The sequence below is a fragment of the Devosia oryzisoli genome (assembly GCF_014837245.1).
Taxonomy (GTDB): Bacteria; Pseudomonadota; Alphaproteobacteria; order Rhizobiales; family Devosiaceae; genus Devosia; species Devosia oryzisoli.
The window spans coordinates 287,293-309,801 of the sequence record NZ_JACYFU010000002.1; the positions used below are offsets into that span (position 1 = coordinate 287,293).

The window sequence follows — 22,509 nt, forward strand, 5'->3', positions numbered from 1 at the left end:
CCTCCCGCCAAACCCACCACCCCCACTCCTCCGCCCTCGCGGGGGAGGCCGGGAGGGGGGGGCCGAGAGCCTCGATGCAGTTCGCTCCGCCTTCCCGCCTCCCTCCCCCTTGTGGGGAGGGACCGAGGGTGGGGGTCCCACACTCCCCGACCACACAATGACTGACCCCTGGCTCACCATCATCGGCATCGGCGAGGATGGCCTCGACGGCCTCTCGCCCGCCGCCCGCACCGCTCTCAGCGCTGCCGAGATCGTCTTCGGCGGCGCCCGTCACCTCGAGCTTGCCGCCGCTGCCATCACCGGCGAACGTCACCCCTGGGTCTCCCCCTTCCCAACCAACATCGACGCCATCCTCGCCCACAAGGGCCGCCGCGTCTGCGTCCTCGCTTCGGGCGACCCATTCCACTACGGCGTCGGCGCCACCCTCGCGCGCCGCGTCGATCCAGCCGAAATGCGCGTCTTGCCGCACCCCTCGTCCTTCAGCCTTGCCGCCGCCCGCCTGGGCTGGCCGTTGCAGGACGTCGTCTGCCTCTCGCTCCATGGCCTCCCCCTCGATCTCATCCGGCCGCACCTCCACCCCGCCGCGCGCATCTTGGCGCTCACCTCCGACGAAACCGGTCCGGCCGTTCTAGCCGCCCTCCTCACAGAAGCCGGGTTCGGCCGCTCCATCGTCACCGTGCTCGAAGCGCTGGGCGGCCCGCGCGAACGCACCCGCTCGCAGATGGCCGAACTCTTCGCCCTCACCGACATCGATCCGCTCAATATCTGCGCCGTCACCGTCGTCCCCCTGCCCGGGGCGCGCATCTTGCCGCTGACGCCGGGGCTCGACGACGCGCTCTTTGCCCATGACGGGCAGATCACCAAGCGCGACATCCGCGCCCTCACCCTCTCCGCCCTCGCCCCGCGCCGCCACGAGACGCTCTGGGACATTGGCGCCGGCTCGGGCTCTGTCGGCATCGAGTGGATGCTGGCGGATCCATCGCTGCGCACCATCGCCATCGAGGCCCACTCCGGGCGCGCCGCCCGCATCGCCCACAACGCCGCCGCCTGCGGCGTGCCGGGCCTCCGCATCGTCGAAGGCCGCGCGCCCCAGGCCCTTGCCGATCTCGAACCACCCGACGCCATCTTCGTGGGCGGCGGCGGCTCCGAACCGGGCGTCATGGAGGCGGCCCTTGCCGCCCTGCGCCCCGGCGGTCGGCTGGTGGCCAATGCCGTGACACTCGAAATGGAGCAGGTGCTCCTCGCCCTCCACGCCAGCCACGGCGGTGACCTCACCCGCATCGCCGTCTCCCGCGCCGAACCGGTCGGCAGTATGACCGGCTGGCGCCCCGCCATGCCGATCACCCAATGGCGCTGGAGCAAGCCATGATCTTTGCCAATGCCTTAGTCGAGGCCTTTCCAACTATCGCCTCCCTCCCCCTCGTGGGGAGGGACCGAGGGTGGGGGCCATGGGACCTTCAACCTCCGTCCTGCGCTCCTCTCCTCCGAGGCATCTTATGACCGTCCATTTCATCGGTGCCGGCCCCGGCGCGGCCGATCTCATCACCGTGCGCGGCCGCGATCTCCTCGCCCGCTGCCCGGTCTGCCTTTACGCCGGCTCCATCGTGCCGCGCGAGATGCTGGCCTGGTGCCCGCCCGGCGCGCGGCTCGTCGACACCGCCCCGTTCTCGCTCAACGAGATCGAAGCCGAATACGCAAAGGCCCACGCCGCCGGCGAGGACGTGGCGCGCCTCCATTCGGGCGATCTGTCGGTTTGGAGCGCGGTGGCCGAACAGATGCGCCGGCTGGACCGGCTCGGTATTCCCTATACGCTCACCCCCGGCGTGCCCGCCTTTGCCGCCGCCGCCGCCGCCATCGGGCGCGAACTCACCATTCCGGGGGAGGCGCAGAGCCTTGTCCTCACCCGCGTGTCCGGCCGCGCGTCGCCCATGCCCGAGGGTGAAACCCTCGCCGCCTTCGGCGCCACCGGCGCGACGCTCGCCATCCACCTCGCCATCCACGCGCTCGACCGCGTCGTGGCCGAACTCACCCCGCTCTACGGCGCCGATTGCGCGGTTGCCATCGTCGCCCGCGCCAGCTGGCCCGACGAGATGGTGCTGCACGGCACTTTGGCCGACATCGCGGCCAAATTCGCCGCAACGCCCGTGGAACGGACCGCCATCATCTTTGTTGGCCGGGGGCTGAGCGCTGCCGATTTCCGGGAAAGCGCCCTTTACGACACCGATTACCAGCGCCGCTTCCGCGGCCGCGACACAATGGGAGACTGACCATGACCGGCATCGTCCTGCCTGAGCTGAAAAACAAGTCCGTCCTCATCACCGGCGCCTCCACCGGCATCGGCGCTGCGCTCGCCAAGGCGTTCGGCGCGCAGGGCGCCATGGTGGGCGTGCACTACAATTCCAGCCAGGGTCCGGCCGAAGCGGTCGCCGAAGCCGTCGAAGCGGCCGGCGGCAAGGCGCACCTCGTGCGTGCCGACGCCTCGAAATCGGGTGAAATCGCCCGCGCCGTCGAAGACACCGCCACCGCCTTCGGCAGGCTCGACGGCCTCATCAACAATGCCGGCGGCATGGTCGCGCGCCTTGCCTATGCCGAGATGACCGACGCGCACTACGACGCCGTCATGGACCTCAATGGCCGCTCCGTGCTGGCCGCCACGCGCGCCGCCATCCCGCACCTCAAGAGCGCCGGCGGCGGCTTCGTCATCAACACCACCTCGATTGCCGCGCGCAACGGCGCCAGCGGCGGCGCCGGGCTCTACGGCTCCTCGAAGGCCTTCATCGCCAATGTCACGCGCGGCATGGCCAAGGAGTTCATCCCCTTCGGCATCCGCGTCAACGCCGTGGCGCCGGGCGTCATCGAGACGCCGTTCCACGAGCGCTATTCCACCGAGGCCCAGCTCAAGGCGCAGCTCGCCACCGTGCCGCAGGGGCGCCTCGGCGTCGCCGAAGATTGCGTCGGCGCCTACCTCTTTCTCGCCTGCAAGAGCCTTTCGGGCTACATCATCGGCCAGACCATCGAGGTCAATGGCGGCATGCTGATGCCCTGAGCCCGCCTCAGGCGCTGAGCGGCGGGTCCAGCAGGTCCGCCCAGTCAATGTTGCCGGGGCGGCCCAGCAAGAACCCCTGCGCCTCGTTGCAGCCTTCGTCGCGCAACACGTCGAGCTGCGCGTGCGTCTCGACGCCCTCGGCCAGAACCGGAACCGACAGACTCCGCCCTAGCGCCAGGATGGCGCGGATGATCGCTTTGGACTGCTCGTTGGTCTCCACCTCGACCATGAAGGAGCGGTCGAGCTTGATCTTGTCGAAGGGGAAGCTGCGCAAGGTGTCGAGCGAGGAATAGCCGGTGCCGAAATCGTCGATGGCGATGGATACGCCCATAGCCTTGATCTGGCGCAGCACATAGAGCGCGCGCTTCTTGTCGGCGATGATCGCCGTTTCCGTCACCTCCAGTTCAAGCCGCTCGGGCTCGAGGCCCGACTGGAACAGCACCATGCGCACCAAATCCACCAGTTCGAGCTGCGCCAGCTGCAGGCCGGAAACATTGACCGCGATCTTGTAGGGCTCGGGCCAGCTCGCAGCCTCCAGGCACGCAGTCTTGAGCACCCAGGCGCCGATGGGGCCGATCGAGCCTGTTTCCTCGGCCAGCGGGATGAAGTCGGTCGGCGATACCAGTCCATGCCCCGGCCGGTCCCAGCGCAGCAATACCTCGTAACCCGTCACCTCGCCGGTCGAGACCGATTTTTGCACCTGGTAGACGAGGTCGAAGGCATCCTTTTCGAGCGCGACCCACAGATCGTGCGCCATCGCCCGGCGCTGCCGGGCATGTTCGTCCATCTCGCGTTCATAGTAGCAGATGCGCGTGTCGAACTCCGCCTTGGCCCGATACATGGCGAGGTCGGCATTGTTGAGCAGCTTGGACCGATCGGCCCCATCGTCGGGATAGATCGCCACCCCGATGCTGCCGCCGGTATTGACCATCACGCCCTGGTAGGTGACCTGCCCAAACACCGCCGCCTCGATGCGCTTGAGGAAGTCGCGCAGGCTATCCATGCTGGTGAAGGGTTTGAGCGCGGCAAATTCGTCGCCCCCCAGCCGCGCGACCACCTCCCCTTCCCTGAGCCCCGCCGTCAGCCGCTCCGCCATGCGCCGCAACACTTCGTCGCCGGCGGCATGGCCATAGCTGTCGTTGACTTCCTTGAACCGGTCGAGATCGATCTGGATGACCGCCAGATTGTCGTCACCGTTCTCGGCGGCCGCCAAGGCCGCGTCGAACAGCTGGTTGAAGCGGGCGCGATTGGCCAGGCCCGTCAGCGCGTCGTGCTGGGCCAGGTGGGCGATGGCCGCCTCGTTGCGCTTGCTTTCGGAAATGTCTTCGATGGTCGTGACCCAGCTGCCATCCCCGGTGGGGCTGTGCTGGATGCGTAGGGCGGCATCATGCCCGAAGCTGTGCGTGGTGGTGCCGCCACCGGCCTGCACCGTGGCCAGGTGGTGCGCACACATCTCGCCTGCGGCCCGGTCAAGATCGACGCCGTGGCTGCCCAGATGCTCGATGGCCGCGCGGCAGAGATCGCCGATATGCTCGCCCTCGACCACGGCATCGGCCGGAAAGCCCAGCAGTTGCACCCACTTCTGGTTGTGCAGCAGCACGCGCTGGTCGGGCCCGAACAGGGCCAGCCCCTGTTCCATATGGGCCAGCGCGAGCTCGAGGCGCGATCGCATCTCGTCGAGGCGGGCTGCATCGTGGCGCTCGCGCTCACGTTCCCGCTCGGTGCGCCGCCGGTCCGCTTCGTCCAGCACGGCGCCGCCCACGGCGGCCGCCACGATCAGGAACGAGATGAGGGCAACGGCCAGCGACATCAGCGTCCCGTCGACCTGCGAACCACTGGCGACGATGGGGAAACAGCGGCTGAAGTCGGCTGCGCCCATCGCCGTGAAGTGCATGGCACAGATGGCGACCGTCAGAAGGCCCACGGCAATCGGCACGCGATAGCGCCCGGTTCCGAGTCCGGCCCTGACGGCAAAGCTCGACAGCACCAGGCCTGAAAGGATGGAGACACCGACCAGCCCGCCGTTCCACTCGAGGTTTCCCCCCAGTACGAGCGCGGCGATGCCGACATAGTGCATGGACGAAATGCCGACGCCGATGACCGCGCCGCCCAGCAGCCGGTCGACTGACTTGCCGCCCCAGATGGCAAGACCGATACCCGCGCCACAGAGGACGATGGCCATCAGCAGTGACAGGGCCGTGAGGCCGATGTCGTAGCTGAGGGCAAAGCCCGGGCGAAACGACAGCATGGCGACGAAGTGGGTTGCCCAGATGCCGAACCCGACCGCGAGCGCGGAAATCCCGATCCAGACTTTCTGCATCCGCCCGGTGGCCCGTTTGGCATGCCGCATCAGGGTAATGCAGGCATATGCCGAAACCAGGCAGACCGCGGCCGCCAGGAGCACGAACCGCAGATCGTGCCCGTGAAAGAAGAAGTCGACAAGACTCACGGGAAGGCATCCTACGAAAGGTGATTGCCCAGCTTAAGGCGGGCCCCTTTCACATTCGTTATGGCCCTTCGCGCATTTGACAGGTCGGACCAGGCGGAACTCCAACAGGAACCGGCCGCTGGTATCCCTCCGGCCATTGCGCGACACTCGCTGAGAGCGAGCAAGACGCCTCTGTCTGGTCTATAAGGCGGCATGGTCCAGATCACGCTCACCGCCACACCCACCGAACAGGAACTCACCGCCATCGGTGAGAGCCTCACCGCCTTCAACACCGCCGATGTCGGCCCCGCCGACCGCCTGCCCCTCGCCATCGTGCTGCGCGACGACGACGGCGTCATCGTCGGCGGCCTTTCCGCCTACACCGCCTGGGGCTGGCTCTACATCCAGTGGCTCTGGCTCGCGGAAACCCAACGCGGCGCCGGCTGGGCCGGCCGCATGCTCGACATGGCCGAAACCGAAGCCCGTCGCCGCACCTGCCACGGCGCCTATATCGACACCTTCAACCCCACCGCCCTCAAGGTCTACCAGCGCGCCGGATACACCCCTTTCGGCGCCCTCCCCGACTTCCCCAGGGGCCGCACCCGAACCTTCCTGCAAAAACCCCTCGCACCCGTCTGAGCCGGCGCCACTCCGTGCCTGGCATTTTTTGGTTTTGCTAGGCACGGCCCGCCCCCTCACCGGCCCTCATCCTGAGGAGCCGCACTGCGGCGTCTCGAAGGGCGGGGGCGTACCGCCCCCGCCTCACCAAGCAGCAGTTGCTCAGCGCCCTTCGGACCAGGCGATGGCATCGGCCCCGGCGGGCAGCAGCATCGGGCAATCGGGATCAGTCGCGGCGCGGAACACGGCCTTGGCCACATCCTGCGCCGTCGTCACCGCGCCGCCCGAAGCATGGCGCTGCATGCCCTGCATGGTCTCCTGGACAAAGCCGGCATAGGGTTCGGGAAAGCCGCCGCTCGCCGCGATCTGTGCCCGCGCGGTCGTACCGAAATTTGTCGTTGGCGCGGACCCGGGCAGCACCACGCGGGCGCGGATCCCGAACTGGGCCAGTTCCAGGTCCGCAGACTCGGTCAGGGCATTCACGGCCGCCTTGCTGGCTCGGTAGATCGACAGCAGCGGCAAGGGCTTGATGGTGGTGCTCGACCCGACGTTGACGATGACGCCGGCGCCCCGCGCCCGCATGCCGGGGAGCACCGCCTGCATCATGGCGACCATCGCGAACGTGTTGGCCTCGAAAATCCGGCGCACCGTGTCCATGGACGTGCCTTCCACGGCATTGAGCCAACCCACGCCCGCATTGTTGACGAGCACGTCGATGGGGCCGGCCGCGGCGGTCGCGGCCGCAATGCTCTTTGCATCCGTGACATCGAGCGGCAGTACCCGGAGCCGGTCCGATGGCGGCAGCGTGTTGGCCGCCGGGTCGCGCATGGTCGCCACGACGGACCATCCCTGCTCGAGGAAATAAGCGGCCGTCTCGCGGCCAAAGCCGGTCGAGCAACCCGTGATGAAGACGCTGTTCATGAAATATCTCCTGAAGGGATCGATACCGGAGAGATAGCCTTCCACTACTGGACGTGCTACGCGTCAAAGTCCGCTGATCATTGGAGATAGTCCAGATTTGAGTGACCCCCTGGCGCAAGTGATCGGTCTGCTCCGGCCGAACGCCTCCTTTTCCAAGCTGGTGACCGCGGCGGGCCGCTGGGCCGTGCGCCCTCCCGGCGCCGAACCCTTCTACGGCGCCATGCTCGAGGGCGAGGGCGAGCTCTCCATCGTGGGGCATGAACCGCTGCGGCTCAGCCGGGGCGATTTCGTCCTGATCCCGGCCTCGCACGAGTTCACCATGACCAGCCTGGTCGCGCCCCCCGCAGGGCATCTCGACGAGCCCGTGGAACAGCGTCCGGGCGAATTTCACCTGGGCGAGCCCGGCACTCCCGACGTGCGCATGCTGATCGGGCATTGCTCGTTCGGATCGAGCGACGCCGCGCTGCTGGTTTCGCTTTTGCCCAAGCTCGTGGTTGTGCGGGGCGAGCGCCGGTTGACGACGTTGGTCGAATTGCTGAGCGAGGAAACCCGCGCCGGCCGGCCCGGCCGCGACGCGGTGCTGGCCCGTCTCCTCGAAGTGCTGCTGATCGAGGCGTTCCGCGCGACCACCGGGCCGACCGCGCCGCCCGGGCTGATCCGCGGCCTTGGCGATGGGCGACTCGCGGCAGCACTGCGCCGCATCCATGCCGAGCCGTCCCATCCCTGGACCATTGGTGACCTAGCACGGGAAGCGGCGCTCTCGCGCTCCTCCTTCTTCACTCGCTTCCGCCGCGAAGTCGGTGTGGCGCCGATGGAATATCTGCTGGGGTGGCGCATGACACTGGCCAAGGACCTGTTGCGCGGCGAGGCCGTCAGCGTGAGCGAAGTCGCGCAGCGTGTCGGCTACAGCTCCTCGAGCACGTTCAGCGTCGCCTTCACCCGGCAGGTCGGCATCCCGCCGGCTGCCTATGCCCGGACGCATTGGCGCAGCGCCAACGCCGCCAGCGCGGCCTAGCGAACCACCAGCCCGCCCGACATGGGCTCCGGCGCGCCGGTCGTCGTCGGAAAACTGGTCGGCAGCCCGCGCAGCACGCGCACCGCAAGGAAGGCGAAGCATTCGGCCTCGATGGCATCGCCGCGCCACCCGATAGCGTCGGCATCCACCGCCTCGACGCCCGCGCGCTCGCCCAGCATCCGCATCAGCGCAGGGTTGTGCCGTCCGCCGCCCGAGACGATCAGCTTCTTCGGCCGCTGCGGCAGCAGGTCCAGCGCCTTACCCACGGCGCTGGCGGTAAAGGCCGTCAGCGTCGCTGCCCCGGTTTCAAGGTCGAGCCCGTCGGCCATGGCGGCCGAGAAGTCGAAACGGTCGAGCGACTTTGGCGGCGGCGCCGTCAGATACGGGTGCTTGAGCAGCTCGGCCAGCCGCGCCTCGTCCACCGTGCCTTTCAGCGCCAGCGCCCCGTCGCGGTCCATATCACCCTGCCCGCGCGCCTTGACGAAGTCGTTGATGGGCGCATTGGCCGGCCCCGTGTCGAAGGCGATCAGCGTGTCCGCGCCGTCCCACCAGGTGACATTGGCCACCCCGCCCAGATTGAGCACGGCTACATCACCCCTGGCGTCGAGCTTGCGCAACAGCGCCTGGTGGTAGGCTGCCGCGAGCGGCGCCCCCTGCCCGCCCGCGCGCACATCGGCACTGCGGAAATCGTAGACGATGGGCACGTCCAGAATGTCGTGCATGAGCAGCCCGTCGCCCAGCTGGCGCGTCGCTCCGATGCGGTCCGGCTGCGGCGCCCGGTGCAGCACCGATTGTCCATGAAAGCCCACCGCGCCGATCTCGGCCATCGTCATGCCCGCATCGGCGACGAATTTGAGCACCGCCTCCGATTGCGCCTCGGTCAGCGCCCGTTCCGCCTCGGCGAAGATCGCCGGGTCGGCGCCCTCGAAATTCCAGGCTCGCGCCGCCGCCAGCGTTTCTTCCAGCAGCGCCCGGATCTCGGCGCTATAGGGCGCCAGCGTATAGGGTCCAAAGCGGTCGATGGTTTCGCCATCGGTGCGGATCATGGCGATGTCGATATTGCCGTCCAGCACCGTGCCGGTCATGAGGCCAATGGTCCAGATGGGGTCCATGCGCGAAATCCTCAGTGGGAATTGATGGCGTCGCCGACGGCGCGCCGCAGCTCGAAAATGCCGCTGTCGAAATGGCGGGTGGGGTGCACCCGGTTGGTCAGTAGCGTCCAGGCCCGCCCGGCCGCGAAGTCGATCCACAGCCCCGTGCCGGTAAAGCCGGTATGGCCGATGGTGTCGGTCGAGCAGCGTTCCCCGCCCGACCAGCCGATATAGGGCCGCTCCCAGCCATGCGTCCGGCGTCCCGAGAGCGGCGTGCGCATCAGCGCGATGCTGGACGCAGACACGTCATCGGCATTGAGCACGGCTAAAGCGAAATCGAGCACCGAGGCGACCGTGCCAAACAGCCCCGCATGTCCCGAACCCTCTAGCGCCGCGCAGTTCTCGTCGTGCACCTCGCCCACGATCATCCGGCCGCGCCAGGCGTCCAGTTCCGTTGCCGCCGCTTGCGCCGGATCGGCCGACCAGGCGAAGCCTGGCCCCGGATCGATGTGCCGGATGGTCTGCCCCGCCAGCCGCTCGATGGCGATGCCGAGGAGGATGAAGTTGATGTCGGAATAGACCGCCGGCCCCCCCGGCCAGTCGCGCTGGAGCACGAAGTGCCGCAACTGGTTCGGATCGGTGCCGTAGGTATAGAGCGGAAATACCCCGGGAAACGGCGTCTGGTGCCCCAGGCACTGCCGAAACGTGATCTTCCGCTGCCAGTTGTCCGGATTGTACTGCGCAAAATCAGGAATGGCGCTGGTCAGCGGGGCATCGAGGTCCAGCCGCCCCTCTTCCGCCAGCCGAAGGATGGTCGGCGTCGTGAACAGCACCTTGGTCAGGGACGCCAGGTCGAACCAGGTCCCCTCCGACATCGGCCGCTCCTGGGGCACCTTCTGCGCCTGACCCAGCGCGCGGGTCACCCGCGTGCCGTCCTTGTCGATGATCCCGAGCACCGCCCCCGGAATGCGCCCCGCCGCGACCGCCTGCTGCACCGGGCCAAAAGCCCGGTCAAACTTTACCTGCAAGCTCATTCGTCCTCCAACCGCACGCGGTGGTCATTACCGAGATCCCGCCAGCGCGCCTCGGGCGGCTCGTAGCCGCGCTCGCGCACCAGCGAGGGCACGGCGGAACTGTCCAGCGCATAGTGCTGGCGCCGAAGTTCGATCCCCGGCACCGCCGCGATCAGGCGCTTGGTATAGCTGTGCTGCGGCTGGCCCAGCACGTTGCGGGCGCTGCCGATCTCCACGATCTCCCCGGCATACATCACCGCCACCCGGTGCGCGATGCGCTCCACCACGGCCATGTCGTGCGAGATGAACAGATAGGCGAGCCCGAATTCTTCCTGCAGGTCGACCAGCAGGTCGAGCACCTTCGCCTGCACCGACACGTCCAGCGCCGACACCGCCTCGTCCAGCACCACGACATCGGGGTTGAGCATCAGCGCGCGGGCAATGCACAGCCTTTGCCGCTGCCCGCCGGAAAACTGGTGCGGGTAGCGCAGGAGCGCGTCCTCGGCCAGTCCCACCTTGCCCAGGAGGAACAGCATGCGCTCGCGCAGTTCGGCGTCCTGCTTTCGCCCGGCCGCGATGGCGGGTTCAGCCAGAATGCTGTCCACCGTCATGCGCGGATTGAGCGAGGCGAACGGGTCCTGGAACACCATCTGCACCGGCCGGCGGCTCTCTGCGTCGCTGGTTTCGATCCGGCCACGATGCACATCCACCAGCCCCAGCATGGCGCGGGCGGTGGTGGATTTGCCCGAACCGCTCTCGCCCACAATGGCCAGCGTCTCGCCCCGCACGATATCGAAGCCGACCCCTTCCACGGCATGGATCGCCCCCGCCGACCGGCCGAACACGCTCCGGCCGAAGGGAAAGCGCACCGACAGATCCCGCACCGCCACGATGGCATGGCGCGCCCCCGCCTGAGGGGCATCGTCGCGCACCGCCCGGCCGCCGGAAAAATGCGGCACGGCCCTGAGCAGGTGCTGGGTGTAGGCGTGCTGCGGCGCATCGAGCACCTGGTCGAGCGCCCCCTGCTCCACCGCCACGCCGTCCTGCATCACCAGCACCTTGTCGGCAACGCCCGCCACAAGGCCGATATCGTGGGTGATGAAGATCATCGCCATGCCCAGCTGGGCCTTGAGTTCGGCCAGCAGCGCCATGATCTGGGCCTGCACCGTCACATCGAGCGCCGTTGTCGGTTCGTCGGCAATCAGCAGCCGCGGATTGCCGGCCAGGGCCATGGCGATCATCACGCGCTGCCGCATGCCGCCGGAAAGCTGATGCGGGTAGTAGCGCAGCCGCGTTTCAGCGTCCGGAATGCGCACCCGCTCCAGCGCCTCGAGCGCCGCCTTGTGCGCCGCCGCCCCGCGCAGGCCTCGGCTCAGCCGGAACGCCTCCTCGATCTGCGCCCCGATCGTGTGCACCGGGTTGAGCGAGGTCATCGGCTCCTGGAAGATCATGCTGATCTCGCGCCCACGTATGCGGTTGAGGTCCCGGCCCCGCGCCTGCCGCAGGTCGAGCACCGAGCCATCGGCGCGCGTAAACGCCATGTCGCCCGCCACGATCCGGCCGCCGCCAAAATCGACGAGGCGATTGACCGAAAGCGCCGTGACCGATTTGCCCGAACCGCTTTCCCCCACGATGGCGAGCGTCTCGCCCGCCTCGAGGTCGAAGCTGACGCCCTTGACCACGGGCGCCGCCTCGGGGCGCCGGCCAAACCCCACCCGAAGATCGCGGACAGACAGCAGCCGGCTCATGACGAGCGCTCCTGGCTGCGCGGGTCGAGAATGTCGCGCAGCGCGTCGCCGAAGAGATTGAAGCCGAGGATGCCGAGCATGATGGTGAGGCCCGGAAAGGCGAGCAGCCAGGGCGCCTGCTGCATCAGATTGCGCGCCTCGCTCATCATCAGCCCGAGCGAGGGCGCCGGCGGCTGCGTACCCAGCCCCAGAAAGCTCAGCCCCGCCTCCGTCAGCAAGGCCCAGGCCAGCGCCAGCGTCACCTGCACGGTCAGCGGCGCCACGAGGTTGAGCAGCAGATGGTGGGAGAGGATATAGCGCTGCGAACTGCCGAAGGTGCGCGCCGCATCGACGAATTCGCGCCGCTTGAGCGACAGGGTCGGCCCGCGCACGACCCGGGCGAAGATGGGGGTATAGACGATGGCGATGGCCGCGACGCTGGTGAATGTTCCCGGCCCCACGATGGCGATGATCAGCAGCGCCAGAAGGATCGCCGGGAACGAGAGCAACACGTCCATGATGCGCATCAGGACGCCATCGGCCACCCCGCCCCACCACCCGGCGAGCAGGCCGATGATGCTGCCCGCCAGCGCCGCAAGCCCCACCGAGGCGAAGGCGATGATGAAGGATTGCCCGATCCCCACCATGAGGCGGCTCGCCGTGTCGCGTCCGAAGAGGTCGGTGCCCATCCAGTAGGTGCCGCTGGGGGGCTTCAGGCGGTCGATGCGAAACTGCTGCAGCGGGTCGTGCGGCGTCAGCCCCACCGCCCCGAGCAGGGCCAGGAGGATGTAGAGCCCGATAATGGCGGCGCCGATGCGGCCGGTCGGATGCGCAAGGATGGCTCTCCAGATTTGCATCAGCGCGCTCCGAGCCGGATGCGCGGATCGAGCGCCGCATAGGCGAGATCGACGAGAAGGTTCACGATCAGGAAGTTGAACGCAATGAACAGGACGCTCCCCTGCACCAGCGCATAGTCGCGCTGCGCGATGGCGTCCAGCGTCAGCCGGCCCAGCCCCGGCAGGGCAAAGATTTGCTCCACGATCACCGCGCCGCCCAAGAGATAGCCGAACTCCACGCCGCTCAGCGTCACCACCGGGATGAGCGCATTGGGCAAGGCATGGTGCCAGATGACGCTGCGCCCCGGCGCCCCCTTCGAGCGGGCCGTGCGGATATAGTCGTCGCTGAGCACATCGAGCATGGCCGAGCGCGAGATGCGCGTCACCGAGGCGGCGAAGGCAAAGCCGAGCGTAATGGCCGGAAAGATCAGCTGTCCCAGATTGGCAAAAGGGTCCACCCAGAGCGACGTGAAGGCGCCCATGGCGGGGATGAAACCGAAATAGACGGACAAGATGTAGATGATGAGCAGACCCACCACGAAATTGGGGGTCGATTGCCCCAACATGGCGAGAACGCGGATACCCACGTCGCTCGCCTTCTCCTTGCGCGTCGCGGCCAGGACGCCGGCGGGGACACCGACGGCGAGCGCAATCAGCATCGAGAGCAGCGCCAGTTCCAGCGTCAGCGGAAAACGCTCGAGGATCACGTCGAGCACCGGCCGCCCATAGGTCACCGAAACGCCGAGGTCGCCGCGCAACAGGCCCGTCAGCCAGCGGCCATACTGGACCACCACCGGTTGATCGATGCCGAAATAGGCCGCGAGCGCCTGCCTCTGGGCGGGCGTCAGCAGGCCGGCCTCGGTGCCGAGCATGGCCGTGATGGCGTCGCCCGGAATGAGCCGGATGGAAAAGAAGACCAGCAGGGATACGCCCAGCAGGATCAGGGGGAACGTCAGCAGCCGCCGCGCCAGGTAGGACATGAGGGTGGGTCGTCCCGAAAGGTCGGGACGGGCCGGCGGCCCGCCCCGCTAAAAGTTATTCGCCGAGGGTGACCTTGGTCAGGCCGAACAGCGTGCCGGTGGGCGACGATTCGAAGCCCGACACCGTCTTGAGCTGGGCGGTATAGATGTTCGAGGTGGAGAGCCACAGCCAGGGCGAGAGTTCGGCCAGGCGATGCTCGAACTTGGAGAAGATCTCCTTGCGCTTGGCGATGTCGGTTTCCTCGCGCCCCTGCTGCAACAGGCTGTCGATCTCGTCGTCCTTGAAGTTCGAGACATTGACGAGGTTGCCGTCCTTGGTGAAGTAGCGGTTGTACATCGGATAGGGGTCCGGCCGGCCGCCGTTCTGGGCCACGGCCATGTCGAAATCGCCAGCCAGCCAGCGGTCGACATAGACATTGAGCTCCATCAGCTCGATATCGAGCTTGATGCCGATCTCGGCCAGCTGGCTTTGCAGCACCTGCGCTTCGGCCGATGCCACCGGCGGCTCGCCCGTCGCGGCGATCACCTTGGCTTCGAAGCCGTCTACACCGGCCTCTTCCATCAGCGCCTTGGCCTTGTCGAGGTCCTGCTCGTAGCAGAACAGCGTGGAGGGATCGCTGGCATAGGCCGGCATGGTGAGCGGCCCCGTCACCTTGCCTTCGCCGACAAGCGCGGTGTCGAGAATATCCTGCCGGTCGATGGCGCAGGACATGGCCTGGCGCACCTTGAGGTTGTCCATCGGCGGGCGCGACGGGTTGAGCTGGAGCACGTTGTAGGCCAGCCCCGGCACTGCATTGAGCTGCAGGTTGGGCTCGTTGGGCACGAGCGTTGCCACCAGCGGATCGTTGAGCAGCGCGAAGTCCGTTTGTCCGGCGCGCAGCGACGCCAGGATCGCCGTTTCATCGGGCAGAACCGAGATGCTGATGCCGTCATAGGCGATGTCGCCGCCGGCCCAGTTCTCGTTGACGCTGAGCTCTTCCTTGGAATTGGGATCCCACTGGTCGAGCACGAAGGGACCCGAACCGAGCGCCGTGGTCGCCACCGAGCCATCCTCGATGGCCTTGGCCGGCACCACGGCCGCGTTGATGGTCGCCATGGCCACGAGAATCGGCGCGTCGGGCTGGGACAGGTTGAACACCACCGTCGCCTCGTCCGGCGTGTCGATGCTCTCGATGGAGAGGAAGTTCGAGCGCGCGGCCGCACCGGTGGCTTCGTCCAGCAGGCGCTCGAACGAGGCCTTGACGTCAGCCGAAGTTACCGCCGTGCCGTCGCTGAATGTCGCATCCGGGTCGAGCTTGAAGGTCAGCGTCAGCCCGTCCTCGGAAAATTCCCAGCTGTCGGCGACGGCCGGAACGACGTTGAGGTCGGCGTCGAGCCGCACCAGCGGCTCGTAGATCAGCTCGAGCAGGCGCAGCGACGAGAACGCCGTCTGCGCATGCGGATCGAGCCCGGTCGCGTCCTGCGACCAGGCCATGCGCAGATTGGCCGCCGCGGCCGGCAGAACCAGCGCGGTCGAGACCAAAGCGATTGCGGCGAGCCGGCCTAGGCCGGATCTGGCGGAAAATTTTGACATGCTCATCCCTCCGAAGTGCTCTTTCTGGACAGGCCCGGGTGCACTTCGTCGGTCGCCGGCCTGCCCTTGTGGTCAATCCGCCGGAAGCGTCGCCCCCGGTCCGTCGACCTTATCGGCGCAAAGCTTATGAGCATGACGCGGCGGTGTCGAGAGTGGTATCACACTGGTCTTTCATTGATCACAGATTGGCACCATCCGCCGCGAATTCTGCCGCTGCCACATGGGGTGGTGTTGCGCTCGACCCATTTCCATGATGCTTGAACCTTCCCTCTTTCGAGCCACCCACGAATCCGCATGCAATTCCTGCGCGACCTCAGCATCGGCCTCATCGTCTCCCGGCTCGCGGCGGTGCTCGTCTACGCCGCTTTGCACGGCTTCATTCTCGCGGCCCTCGCCCGGCTTTTCGGCGACAGGCGCCCGCAGCACGAGGGCCGGCTGACGCTCAACCCGTTCGTCCATGTCTCGGTGTGGGGCGCCATCATGGGGGCGCTCTTTGCCCTCAGCTGGCCGCGCAGCATCTGGTTCGACCCCACGCAGAACCGCTGGTCCCGCGGCGGCATCGTCGCTGTCACCCTCGGCTCGATTGCACTGATGCTGGCCATCGCCATGGCCGTCGAACTCTTGCGCCCGCTGGCGCTGCTGCTGCCCCGGAGCGGCAGCTACGCCGTGCTCTACGTGCTGGGACAATTCCAGCTGATCGCGCTCGGCGCGGCGCTGCTGAACCTCTTGCCCATTCCGGGCCTGGTCGGTGGCGCCTTGCTCCAGGCTGCCTGGCCGGATCGGGAACGCCAGATCAGGACCTGGGAGCCCATCGGCATCGCGCTCGTCGCCGCCGCCATCGTCGCCGGCTGGCTCCCGAGCTTTGCCGGCCCCCTCCTCGACCTCATCGGGCGCTGACTATTCGCCCGCGTGCCCCTCATAGCCGAACTGCTCGAGCAAGCCATCGATCGTGCCGTCCGCCACAAGGGCATCGATCGCCTGGTCGACCTGGCTGCGCAGGAAGGAATTGCGGCTCGACACCAGCGCCCCGACCCGGACATAGGCCTCCGGCAACGGGTCGTTGGCGATGACCCGCAGGGCCTCGGCATCGGTTCGCTCCGCCTTGAGCCGCGCCAGGGCCGGCTGCCACAGGATCATTCCCGCAATGGTGCCGTCGAGCACGCGCGTCGCCATCTTGTCGTAGTCGGCATAGGGCAGACGAACCCACCGGTCCGCCTTGGGCTGCTGCTGCGCCCAGGTGATGTAGTTCATCTCACCCATGCTGGCCATGGCGGTGCCCAGCCGCTTGTCCTTGGGAATGTCGCTCAGCTTCTGCCAATCCGGGTCCGATACGCTGAGCACGAACGGAATGGTGGCGTAGGGCCGGGTGATCGAGAACGCTTCGGAAAAGGGCGTGTTGGCGGAAACCGAAACGCCCATGAACATGTCACAGGTGTTGTTCATGGCCAGGCTCAGCTCGTCCATGAACCCATCGCCATTGAGCGGAAAGCCACCGAACCCCTCGATGACGTTCACCTTTAGAAACAGCGCATCGCCGATCGCCTTGGCCACCGCCTCGTCGAACGGGCGGCCGAGACTCGTGATATCGAAGCACACATTGATCGCATCACCCGCCAGCCGCCGCGTGTTGCTGAAATCTTCGGGCGGGATGCCGGAGGTTTGCGCGAAGGCGGCCGTGGTGCCGATAAGGAAGGTGGCTGCCGCAAGCAGGCGAACCATTTCGAATACTCCTTGAAACAGAAAAGGGGCCAGCGGCCCCCTTTCATCGTCTGCCGGTATCTTAGCTGTCCGACTTGGGCAGCTTGAAGACGAAGATGGAGTTGCCCGAGCCGGTCGGCAGCGGGATTTCCGGGAAGGCCGAAGCAATCGAACTCGCCGAGTTCGAGTAACCCGTCGGGATCACGAGGTACTGTTCGCCGTCGATCTCGTAGGTCATGGGGTAGCCGCCGATCGGGGCGTTGAGACGCTGCGTCCAGAGAACGTCGCCGGTCTCCTGATCCCAGGCCTTGACGTCACGTGCGGCGTCACCACCGAACACCAGCCCACCGGCCGTGGCCAGCACGGAACTGGTCGGGGTGGGGCGGCTACGGTATTCCCACTTGCTCTCGCCCTGCTCGGGGTTGACGTCGATGGCCTCCACCAGGCCCGCATTGGTCTGGCCTTCAGGCAGGACGCGCGGACCGAACTTGACCGACCCGACGGCATTACCGGCCGTGAACTCGGTCTGGGTCGGCGCGACGGTATTGCAGGCTTCGGTCAGCGGCACGAAGTAGGCGTTGGTGAGCGGGCTGTAGGCGCCGGCCTGCCAGAGCTTGCCGCCCGAAACGGACGCACAGATTAGGAACTCTTCGCCCACCGCTTGGGACACCAGATCCTCGTTGATGTTCACGGTACCATCATCGTCGATGCTGGTCACGACGTTCTGGTACACCGTTTCCAGGGACCACAGGTACTCGCCGGTATCGCGATCGAGCGCGAAGGCGATGCCGTTCTTGCCCGCCACGGTGACAAGCATCTTGTGCGTCTCGCCATCGACCTCCTGGTCGACCAGGATGCGCTCGAACGGGCTATCGAGGTCCCAGTTGTCGCGCGGCAGATGCTGATAATACCACTTGAGCTTGCCCGTTTCGGTGTCGAGGGCCACGGTCGAGTTGGTGTAGAGCACCGAGCCGTCGCCCGAGCCGCGGATCAGCTCCGCATACGGACCGGGCATGCCCACGCCCCAGTAGGTGGTCTTGGTTTCAGGGTCGTACGAGCCCGTCGTCCAGGGCGTGCCGCCCCAACGGTTCTCCGGCGGCACGTCGCCCCAGCTTTCCTGCTGCTTGGGATTGTCCGGATCGTCGATGGTGTTGAAGCGCCACAGCTCGTCGCCGGTATTGATGTCGTGGGCCATGATGTAGCACCCGCCGGCCGTGCCGGCGATCGAGCAGCCCGAAATGGCGGAGATGATCTTGCCATCGGCCACCAGCGGCCCGACGGTGTAGCTATAGCCCACGTTGTAGTCGAGGACCTGCTTTTCCCAGGCGACCTTGCCGTCCTTGGCGTTGAGCACGACGATCTTGGCGTCGACCGTGGTCAGGATGACCTTGTCGTCGTAGAGCGCGATGGAAGCCTTCTGGCGGCGGGCCTGGTTGGCCTGGTAACTCCAGGATGCCGGGATCTCGGGCAGCACGTGGCGGTACTGCCAGATCAGGTCGCCCGTCTTGGCGTCGAGCGCCTCGACGATGTTGTTGTTGGTCTGCAGGAACATGATGCCGTCATGCACCAGCGGCGCCGTTTCCTGGATGCCGGCTTCCGCCATGGGCCACGCCCAGGCAAGCTGCAGCTTGCCGACATTGTCCTTGTTGATCAGGTCGAGCTTGCTGTAGCCCTGGTTGTTATAGGCACCGCGGAACATCAGCCAGTCTTGTGCCGGCGGGTCCACCAGCATGTCCTCGGTCACGGGCGTATAGTTGTCCATCGCCGAAGCGGGTGTCTGGGCCGCAGTGTCTGACTGCGCATAAACGGCCGGAGCACTGAGTGCCGCGAAAGCGGTGCTGGCCACCAGCAGGGTTTTGAGCGAATTGATCCGCATCGATCGTCTCCTCGAGAGGCGCGTCGGGCGCGCCGAAGTTGAAATCAGTTGCCGGCCGTGGGCAAGTCCTTGCCCCAGGTATAGGCCTGTGGAACCGATGGTTCGGCGGGCGTTGCCGCCGGTGTGCTCTGGGCGGGAGCGGGCGTTGCGCCCGGAAGCTCCTTGCCCCATGTATAGGCTTGCGGCACATCGGTCGCAGCGGGCTGCGCCGCTTCAGGGCCGGCACCGGCACCGGCCGCCGCTGGCGCGCCACCGGCATCCAGCGCTGCGGATGCCTGGCTGGCCGCTCCGGCCGCCGTCTCTTCCGCGAGCGAGACCGAATAGAGTTGGTCGGGATCGTCGGTCAGTGGCGTGTCGCCCGGCTGCGCGCCGTTGAACTTCATGATGTAGGCAACGATGTTGACGTAGGTTTCCGACCCGAGCTGCCCCGGTGCGGAGGGCGGCATGGCCACCGAAATGAAGTCGTAGAGCCCCCCTGCGGTATCCCAGTTCTGCATGACGTCGTGCCCGGCAAGACCGGGCGCTTCCACGCCTTCGAGCTGGCTGCCGTGGCAACGGGCGCAATTGGTATTGTAGGCCTGTTCGCCGGCCTCCGCCTGTTCGGCCGTGAATCCGCCTGCCTGCGCAGCGCCGACACCTGCCAGACCAGTCATGAGTGCGAAAAGAGCGGGTGCGGCGATCCCGTTGGATCTCAAGGACACTGAAGCCTCCCGATGAAGTTATTCGCCGCTTGTGAGAGAGAACGCGATCGGACGAAAGACGCTCTCCCGCGGCTCCGAAAACATTCCATATGCGACAGGTGAGCGCAACGTCACTTTGCCACGGTTTTGCCGCGTTATGCCCGGAACCATTTGATGTCCAGAGCGTTTGTGGGGCCTCGCAGGCTCAGCCCGGGCCCAGCCGCGACACGCCGTAATGGTCCTGCAACTGACTAACCATGCCTTCGCGCTCGAGCTGGTGGAGCGCCTGCCGGACGGCCCGCATCAGGGTTTGGTCGCCCTTCCAGAGGCCGAACGCCATCGGGAAGACCGGGAAGCTCTCCGGATCCAGCCAGCCAACGCTGAACCCTTCGGAGAGTTGGGCCGCCACATAGCGCTCGGTGATGGCCGCGGCCACCTCGCTACTGGTCAGCAACCGCTCAAGATCGGCAGGCGTCGCCGCCAGCCTTGCCGTGAGCCCCGCGCGGCGAACCCAGTTGGAGAGGGCGATCCGGTCGAGGCCGGAGGTACCGGGCAGGACGGCCACCGCATCGCCCTTGCTCAGTTGCGCGCCGCTCTTGCCGATGATCACCCAGCCGGTCTCGGCTCCCGTTGCCAGGGTCTGCATGAAGCTGCGCGTCTGTGCCGTGTCCGCCACGCCCCCGCCGACCAGGTCGCATTGGGCGCGGGTGAGAGACCAGTTGCGCGGGTTGAAGTCCTGGCCCATCGAGGGCAGCACGTTTACCAGCAGACGGAGCTCCAGCTTGCCGGCAATGGCGCGAGCCAGCTCGATATCATAGCCCGGCTCATCGGGCTTGCCGGTCACCAGCGGGGGGTAACTGGGGGGAACGCAGAGCTTGAGGACGCCGGACGCCTTGCGATCGTTCAGTGAGGTGTCGGGCGGCAATAAGCTCGCGCCGAGCAGCAGGCAGGCGGCCGCCCCGATATTGAGCAGCGCCCTGCCCCAGCGATGCGGACGAGCCGGGGTCATGCGCGCCGGAAGTCCAGCAGCGCCACCACGAAGAACACCACGGCCATGCCGAAGATGACCGCCGAGCCCATGGCCGAGGGAAACTGGTTGAAGGTGATCAGGATGCCGCGCAGCGCATCCACCGCGTAGGTGATCGGGTTGATCTGCACCATGAACACCAGCCACTCGGGATAAGCCGTCACGATCTGCGCCCGCGTGAGCGACGGATCGAGCGGAAACACCGAGGATGACGTAAAATAGAGCGGCAGGATAATCGTGTTCGAGAACACGCCAAAGCCTTCGAAGCTGCGGACGCGCGCTGCCAGGATCACGCCGAATGAGGTGAGACCGAAGGCCAGCACGAACATCAACCCCAGCGCCTGCACGATCTGCAGCGGCGATAGCGTGACGTCGGCAAAGCGCGCGAGGATCAGCACCAGTCCACCATGAATCATGGCGACCGTGCTGCCCCCCAGGACCTTGCCGAGAAGGATCAGCGGTCGCGGCATGGGTGACACCAGCACTTCGCGGAGGAACCCGAATTCTCGGTCCCAGATCACCGACACCGCGAACTGGATCGAGGTGTACATGATGTTGAGCACGATCACGGCGGGGAACAGGAACTGCAGGTAGGTGTAGGGGATGACGAAGCGGACTTCGCCATAGACCTCGCCCCGGAAATAGGGGTTGAGACCCACGCCCAGGATCAGCAGCCAGATGAGCGGCCGGCTGACGCCGCCGATCAGTTGCGCGCGGTCGCGGGTGGCACGGGTCAGTTCGCGCAGCCAGATGGCGTAAAGCCCGCGCAGCAAGGCCAGCATCTCCATCACCGCTGCCCTCCCCGCCGCCCGGCTGCCTTTTCGGCGTCGCGCTGCCCGTCGGCCCGGTCGCGCAGTTCCCGTCCGGTCAGGCTCAGAAAAACGCTCTCCAGCGTTGGCGGCTGGAAGCGCACTTCGCTCAACCGGTCGCGGAAGGTCGACAGGAAAGCGTCCGTCGCGGCCTCGTCCTCTGCCGGCAGGGCCAGGCGCTGCGCTCCCAGCCGCCGGACCTGCGGGACAGAAGCCAAGATGGCATCCGCTGCCTCCTGGTCTTGCGGCAGAACCGTCAACCAGCGCTGCCCGAAGCGCTCTTTCAGGGCCGCCGGCGTATCCTGGGCAATGATGCGCCCCTGATCGATGATGCAGACACTGTCCGCGTCCTCCACTTCCTCGATATAGTGGGTCGTGGTGAGGACCGTCAGCCCCCGTTCGCGCCGCAGTGTCTCGAGATACTGCCAGATCCGCTGCCGCGTCTGGGCATCGAGGCCCACTGTCGGTTCATCGAGAAAGAGTATTCTTGGCTCGTGCAGGAGTGCCCGTGCGATTTCGAGGCGCCGCCGCATGCCACCTGAGAAGCTGCGCACGATGTCGTGCGTCCACTCCTCCAGTTCGACCAGCGCCAGCGCCGCCTCGATCATGGTGCGCCGGCGCTTTTTCGGCATGCCGTAGACGAGGCCATGGAATTCCAGGTTTTCCCAGGCCGAGAGCCGGTCATCGAGGCTGGAATCCTGGAACACCACCCCAATGGAGCGACGGGCTTGCGTTGGCATGCGCACCACATCGGCTCCAGCCACCGCGGCCGATCCACGATCCGGCCGGCGCAAGGTGCACAGAACGCTGATCAGCGTCGTCTTGCCCGCTCCGTTTGGGCCCAGCAACGCAAAGCTGGCCCCGGCGGGCACGGTCAAGCTCACATCGTCCAGCGCGCGCTTTGCGCCATAGGACACCGTGACATTTGAGACCACGATTGCAGCGTCGGGTTGAGCATTCATACGAGGGTCCTGGCCGCTGGGGGTTGAGGATGGGCGGCAGCCCGGTCCAACCGTTACGTCAAAAGACCGCGCAGCGGCTAGAGCCGTCGCAACCGGATCAATGTCCAGTATCGCGTTTGCGGTCGCTACGCCGGAGGCCAGAAGGGCAGAAGGGAGCGGCTGGCAAGGGCGCAACTGCATCGCCGCCCCTTGTTTTGCGACGAAACGCC

20 protein-coding genes are annotated in these 22,509 nt (G+C 66.8%); 6 read left to right on the forward strand and 14 right to left on the reverse strand.

The features are described from left to right. The first annotated feature begins 157 nt into the window (after positions 1 to 157). The 3 genes from cbiE (at position 158) to IC608_RS07995 (ending at position 3,046) form a co-directional block, all read left to right on the forward strand. A complete protein-coding gene (cbiE, locus tag IC608_RS07985) occupies positions 158 to 1,369 on the forward strand; it encodes a precorrin-6y C5,15-methyltransferase (decarboxylating) subunit CbiE (protein ID WP_191774302.1) in 1,212 nt (403 codons plus the stop codon). Positions 1,370 to 1,496: 127 nt separating this feature from the next. Next, the gene (cobM, locus tag IC608_RS07990; protein WP_191774304.1) at positions 1,497 to 2,267 is read left to right on the forward strand and encodes a precorrin-4 C(11)-methyltransferase; all 771 of its coding nucleotides are present in this window, start codon (positions 1,497 to 1,499) and stop codon (positions 2,265 to 2,267) included. Between the two features lie 2 nt (positions 2,268 to 2,269). Next, on the forward strand, positions 2,270 to 3,046 hold the full coding sequence (locus tag IC608_RS07995) for an SDR family NAD(P)-dependent oxidoreductase (RefSeq protein WP_191774306.1): 777 nt from the start codon (positions 2,270 to 2,272) through the stop codon (positions 3,044 to 3,046). A gap of 7 nt (positions 3,047 to 3,053) precedes the next feature. Here the strand turns inward: IC608_RS07995 and IC608_RS08000 are convergent, their stop codons facing one another. Continuing rightward, positions 3,054 to 5,495 carry an EAL domain-containing protein gene (locus tag IC608_RS08000; RefSeq protein ID WP_191774308.1) on the reverse strand — a complete coding sequence of 814 codons (2,442 nt, stop codon included), beginning with the start codon at positions 5,493 to 5,495 and terminating at the stop codon, positions 3,054 to 3,056. 192 nt (positions 5,496 to 5,687) lie between these two features. Between IC608_RS08000 and IC608_RS08005 the strand changes: the two genes are divergently transcribed. Then, complete coding sequence (locus IC608_RS08005) at positions 5,688 to 6,113, forward strand: GNAT family N-acetyltransferase (protein ID WP_191774310.1); 426 nt, start codon at positions 5,688 to 5,690, stop codon at positions 6,111 to 6,113. 141 nt (positions 6,114 to 6,254) lie between these two features. Here the strand turns inward: IC608_RS08005 and IC608_RS08010 are convergent, their stop codons facing one another. Next, positions 6,255 to 7,013: an SDR family oxidoreductase gene (locus IC608_RS08010; RefSeq protein WP_191774312.1), complete on the reverse strand. Its 759-nt coding sequence runs from the start codon at positions 7,011 to 7,013 to the stop codon at positions 6,255 to 6,257. 97 nt (positions 7,014 to 7,110) lie between these two features. On the opposite strand from IC608_RS08010, the gene IC608_RS08015 reads away from it, so the two are divergent. Beyond that, a complete protein-coding gene (locus tag IC608_RS08015; protein WP_191774314.1) occupies positions 7,111 to 8,028 on the forward strand; it encodes an AraC family transcriptional regulator in 918 nt (305 codons plus the stop codon). Here the strand turns inward: IC608_RS08015 and IC608_RS08020 are convergent. Genes IC608_RS08020 through IC608_RS08045 form a run of 6 tightly spaced genes read right to left on the reverse strand, consistent with a single transcriptional unit; the run spans position 8,025 to position 15,248 of the window. Next, positions 8,025 to 9,140 (reverse strand): anhydro-N-acetylmuramic acid kinase, encoded by a 1,116-nt coding sequence (locus tag IC608_RS08020; RefSeq protein ID WP_191774316.1) that lies wholly within the window; start codon positions 9,138 to 9,140, stop codon positions 8,025 to 8,027. The genes IC608_RS08015 and IC608_RS08020 overlap by 4 nt on opposite strands. Before the next feature lie 11 nt (positions 9,141 to 9,151). Beyond that, on the reverse strand, positions 9,152 to 10,153 hold the full coding sequence (locus IC608_RS08025) for a serine hydrolase domain-containing protein (RefSeq protein ID WP_191774318.1): 1,002 nt from the start codon (positions 10,151 to 10,153) through the stop codon (positions 9,152 to 9,154). Continuing rightward, a complete protein-coding gene (locus IC608_RS08030) occupies positions 10,150 to 11,880 on the reverse strand; it encodes an ABC transporter ATP-binding protein (protein WP_191774320.1) in 1,731 nt (576 codons plus the stop codon). The genes IC608_RS08025 and IC608_RS08030 overlap by 4 nt, the downstream gene beginning before the upstream one ends. Continuing rightward, complete coding sequence (locus IC608_RS08035; protein WP_191774322.1) at positions 11,877 to 12,716, reverse strand: ABC transporter permease; 840 nt, start codon at positions 12,714 to 12,716, stop codon at positions 11,877 to 11,879. Before IC608_RS08035 ends, IC608_RS08030 begins: the two co-directional genes overlap by 4 nt. Next, positions 12,716 to 13,675 (reverse strand): ABC transporter permease, encoded by a 960-nt coding sequence (locus tag IC608_RS08040; RefSeq protein WP_191774324.1) that lies wholly within the window; start codon positions 13,673 to 13,675, stop codon positions 12,716 to 12,718. Before IC608_RS08040 ends, IC608_RS08035 begins: the two co-directional genes overlap by 1 nt. 55 nt (positions 13,676 to 13,730) lie before the next feature. Next, positions 13,731 to 15,248: an ABC transporter substrate-binding protein gene (locus IC608_RS08045; RefSeq protein WP_191774326.1), complete on the reverse strand. Its 1,518-nt coding sequence runs from the start codon at positions 15,246 to 15,248 to the stop codon at positions 13,731 to 13,733. 294 nt (positions 15,249 to 15,542) lie between these two features. Between IC608_RS08045 and IC608_RS08050 the strand changes: the two genes are divergently transcribed. After that, entirely contained in the window at positions 15,543 to 16,145 is a 603-nt protein-coding gene (locus IC608_RS08050) for a zinc metalloprotease (protein ID WP_191774328.1), read from the forward strand. On the opposite strand, the gene IC608_RS08055 is transcribed toward IC608_RS08050, so the two are convergent. The 6 genes from IC608_RS08055 to IC608_RS08080 all read right to left on the reverse strand — a co-directional run bounded on the left by IC608_RS08055 (position 16,146) and on the right by IC608_RS08080 (position 22,300). Then, complete coding sequence (locus IC608_RS08055) at positions 16,146 to 16,967, reverse strand: substrate-binding periplasmic protein (RefSeq protein WP_191774330.1); 822 nt, start codon at positions 16,965 to 16,967, stop codon at positions 16,146 to 16,148. Between the two features lie 61 nt (positions 16,968 to 17,028). Then, positions 17,029 to 18,822 carry a pyrroloquinoline quinone-dependent dehydrogenase gene (locus IC608_RS08060; protein ID WP_191774332.1) on the reverse strand — a complete coding sequence of 598 codons (1,794 nt, stop codon included), beginning with the start codon at positions 18,820 to 18,822 and terminating at the stop codon, positions 17,029 to 17,031. Positions 18,823 to 18,866: 44 nt separating this feature from the next. Continuing rightward, positions 18,867 to 19,523, reverse strand: coding sequence for a c-type cytochrome (locus IC608_RS08065; protein ID WP_191774334.1), 657 nt, complete (start codon positions 19,521 to 19,523; stop codon positions 18,867 to 18,869). A gap of 184 nt (positions 19,524 to 19,707) precedes the next feature. Continuing rightward, on the reverse strand, positions 19,708 to 20,511 hold the full coding sequence (locus IC608_RS08070) for a substrate-binding periplasmic protein (protein ID WP_191774336.1): 804 nt from the start codon (positions 20,509 to 20,511) through the stop codon (positions 19,708 to 19,710). After that, positions 20,508 to 21,317: an ABC transporter permease gene (locus tag IC608_RS08075; RefSeq protein ID WP_248306306.1), complete on the reverse strand. Its 810-nt coding sequence runs from the start codon at positions 21,315 to 21,317 to the stop codon at positions 20,508 to 20,510. Before IC608_RS08075 ends, IC608_RS08070 begins: the two co-directional genes overlap by 4 nt. Then, positions 21,317 to 22,300, reverse strand: coding sequence for an ABC transporter ATP-binding protein (locus tag IC608_RS08080; protein ID WP_191774337.1), 984 nt, complete (start codon positions 22,298 to 22,300; stop codon positions 21,317 to 21,319). The genes IC608_RS08075 and IC608_RS08080 overlap by 1 nt, the downstream gene beginning before the upstream one ends. Positions 22,301 to 22,509: the final 209 nt, after the last annotated feature.

Coding starts and splice junctions, on each gene's coding strand:
- cbiE (WP_191774302.1), top strand. CDS start 158: ATGACTGACCCCTGGCTCACCATCATCGGCATCGGCGAGGATGGCCTC.
- cobM (WP_191774304.1), top strand. CDS start 1,497: ATGACCGTCCATTTCATCGGTGCCGGCCCCGGCGCGGCCGATCTCATC.
- IC608_RS07995 (WP_191774306.1), top strand. CDS start 2,270: ATGACCGGCATCGTCCTGCCTGAGCTGAAAAACAAGTCCGTCCTCATC.
- IC608_RS08005 (WP_191774310.1), top strand. CDS start 5,688: ATGGTCCAGATCACGCTCACCGCCACACCCACCGAACAGGAACTCACC.
- IC608_RS08010 (WP_191774312.1), bottom strand. CDS start 7,013: ATGAACAGCGTCTTCATCACGGGTTGCTCGACCGGCTTTGGCCGCGAG.
- IC608_RS08020 (WP_191774316.1), bottom strand. CDS start 9,140: ATGGACCCCATCTGGACCATTGGCCTCATGACCGGCACGGTGCTGGAC.
- IC608_RS08025 (WP_191774318.1), bottom strand. CDS start 10,153: ATGAGCTTGCAGGTAAAGTTTGACCGGGCTTTTGGCCCGGTGCAGCAG.
- IC608_RS08030 (WP_191774320.1), bottom strand. CDS start 11,880: ATGAGCCGGCTGCTGTCTGTCCGCGATCTTCGGGTGGGGTTTGGCCGG.
- IC608_RS08035 (WP_191774322.1), bottom strand. CDS start 12,716: ATGCAAATCTGGAGAGCCATCCTTGCGCATCCGACCGGCCGCATCGGC.
- IC608_RS08040 (WP_191774324.1), bottom strand. CDS start 13,675: ATGTCCTACCTGGCGCGGCGGCTGCTGACGTTCCCCCTGATCCTGCTG.
- IC608_RS08045 (WP_191774326.1), bottom strand. CDS start 15,248: ATGTCAAAATTTTCCGCCAGATCCGGCCTAGGCCGGCTCGCCGCAATC.
- IC608_RS08050 (WP_191774328.1), top strand. CDS start 15,543: ATGCAATTCCTGCGCGACCTCAGCATCGGCCTCATCGTCTCCCGGCTC.
- IC608_RS08055 (WP_191774330.1), bottom strand. CDS start 16,967: ATGGTTCGCCTGCTTGCGGCAGCCACCTTCCTTATCGGCACCACGGCC.
- IC608_RS08060 (WP_191774332.1), bottom strand. CDS start 18,822: ATGCGGATCAATTCGCTCAAAACCCTGCTGGTGGCCAGCACCGCTTTC.
- IC608_RS08070 (WP_191774336.1), bottom strand. CDS start 20,511: ATGACCCCGGCTCGTCCGCATCGCTGGGGCAGGGCGCTGCTCAATATC.
- IC608_RS08075 (WP_248306306.1), bottom strand. CDS start 21,317: ATGGAGATGCTGGCCTTGCTGCGCGGGCTTTACGCCATCTGGCTGCGC.
- IC608_RS08080 (WP_191774337.1), bottom strand. CDS start 22,300: ATGAATGCTCAACCCGACGCTGCAATCGTGGTCTCAAATGTCACGGTG.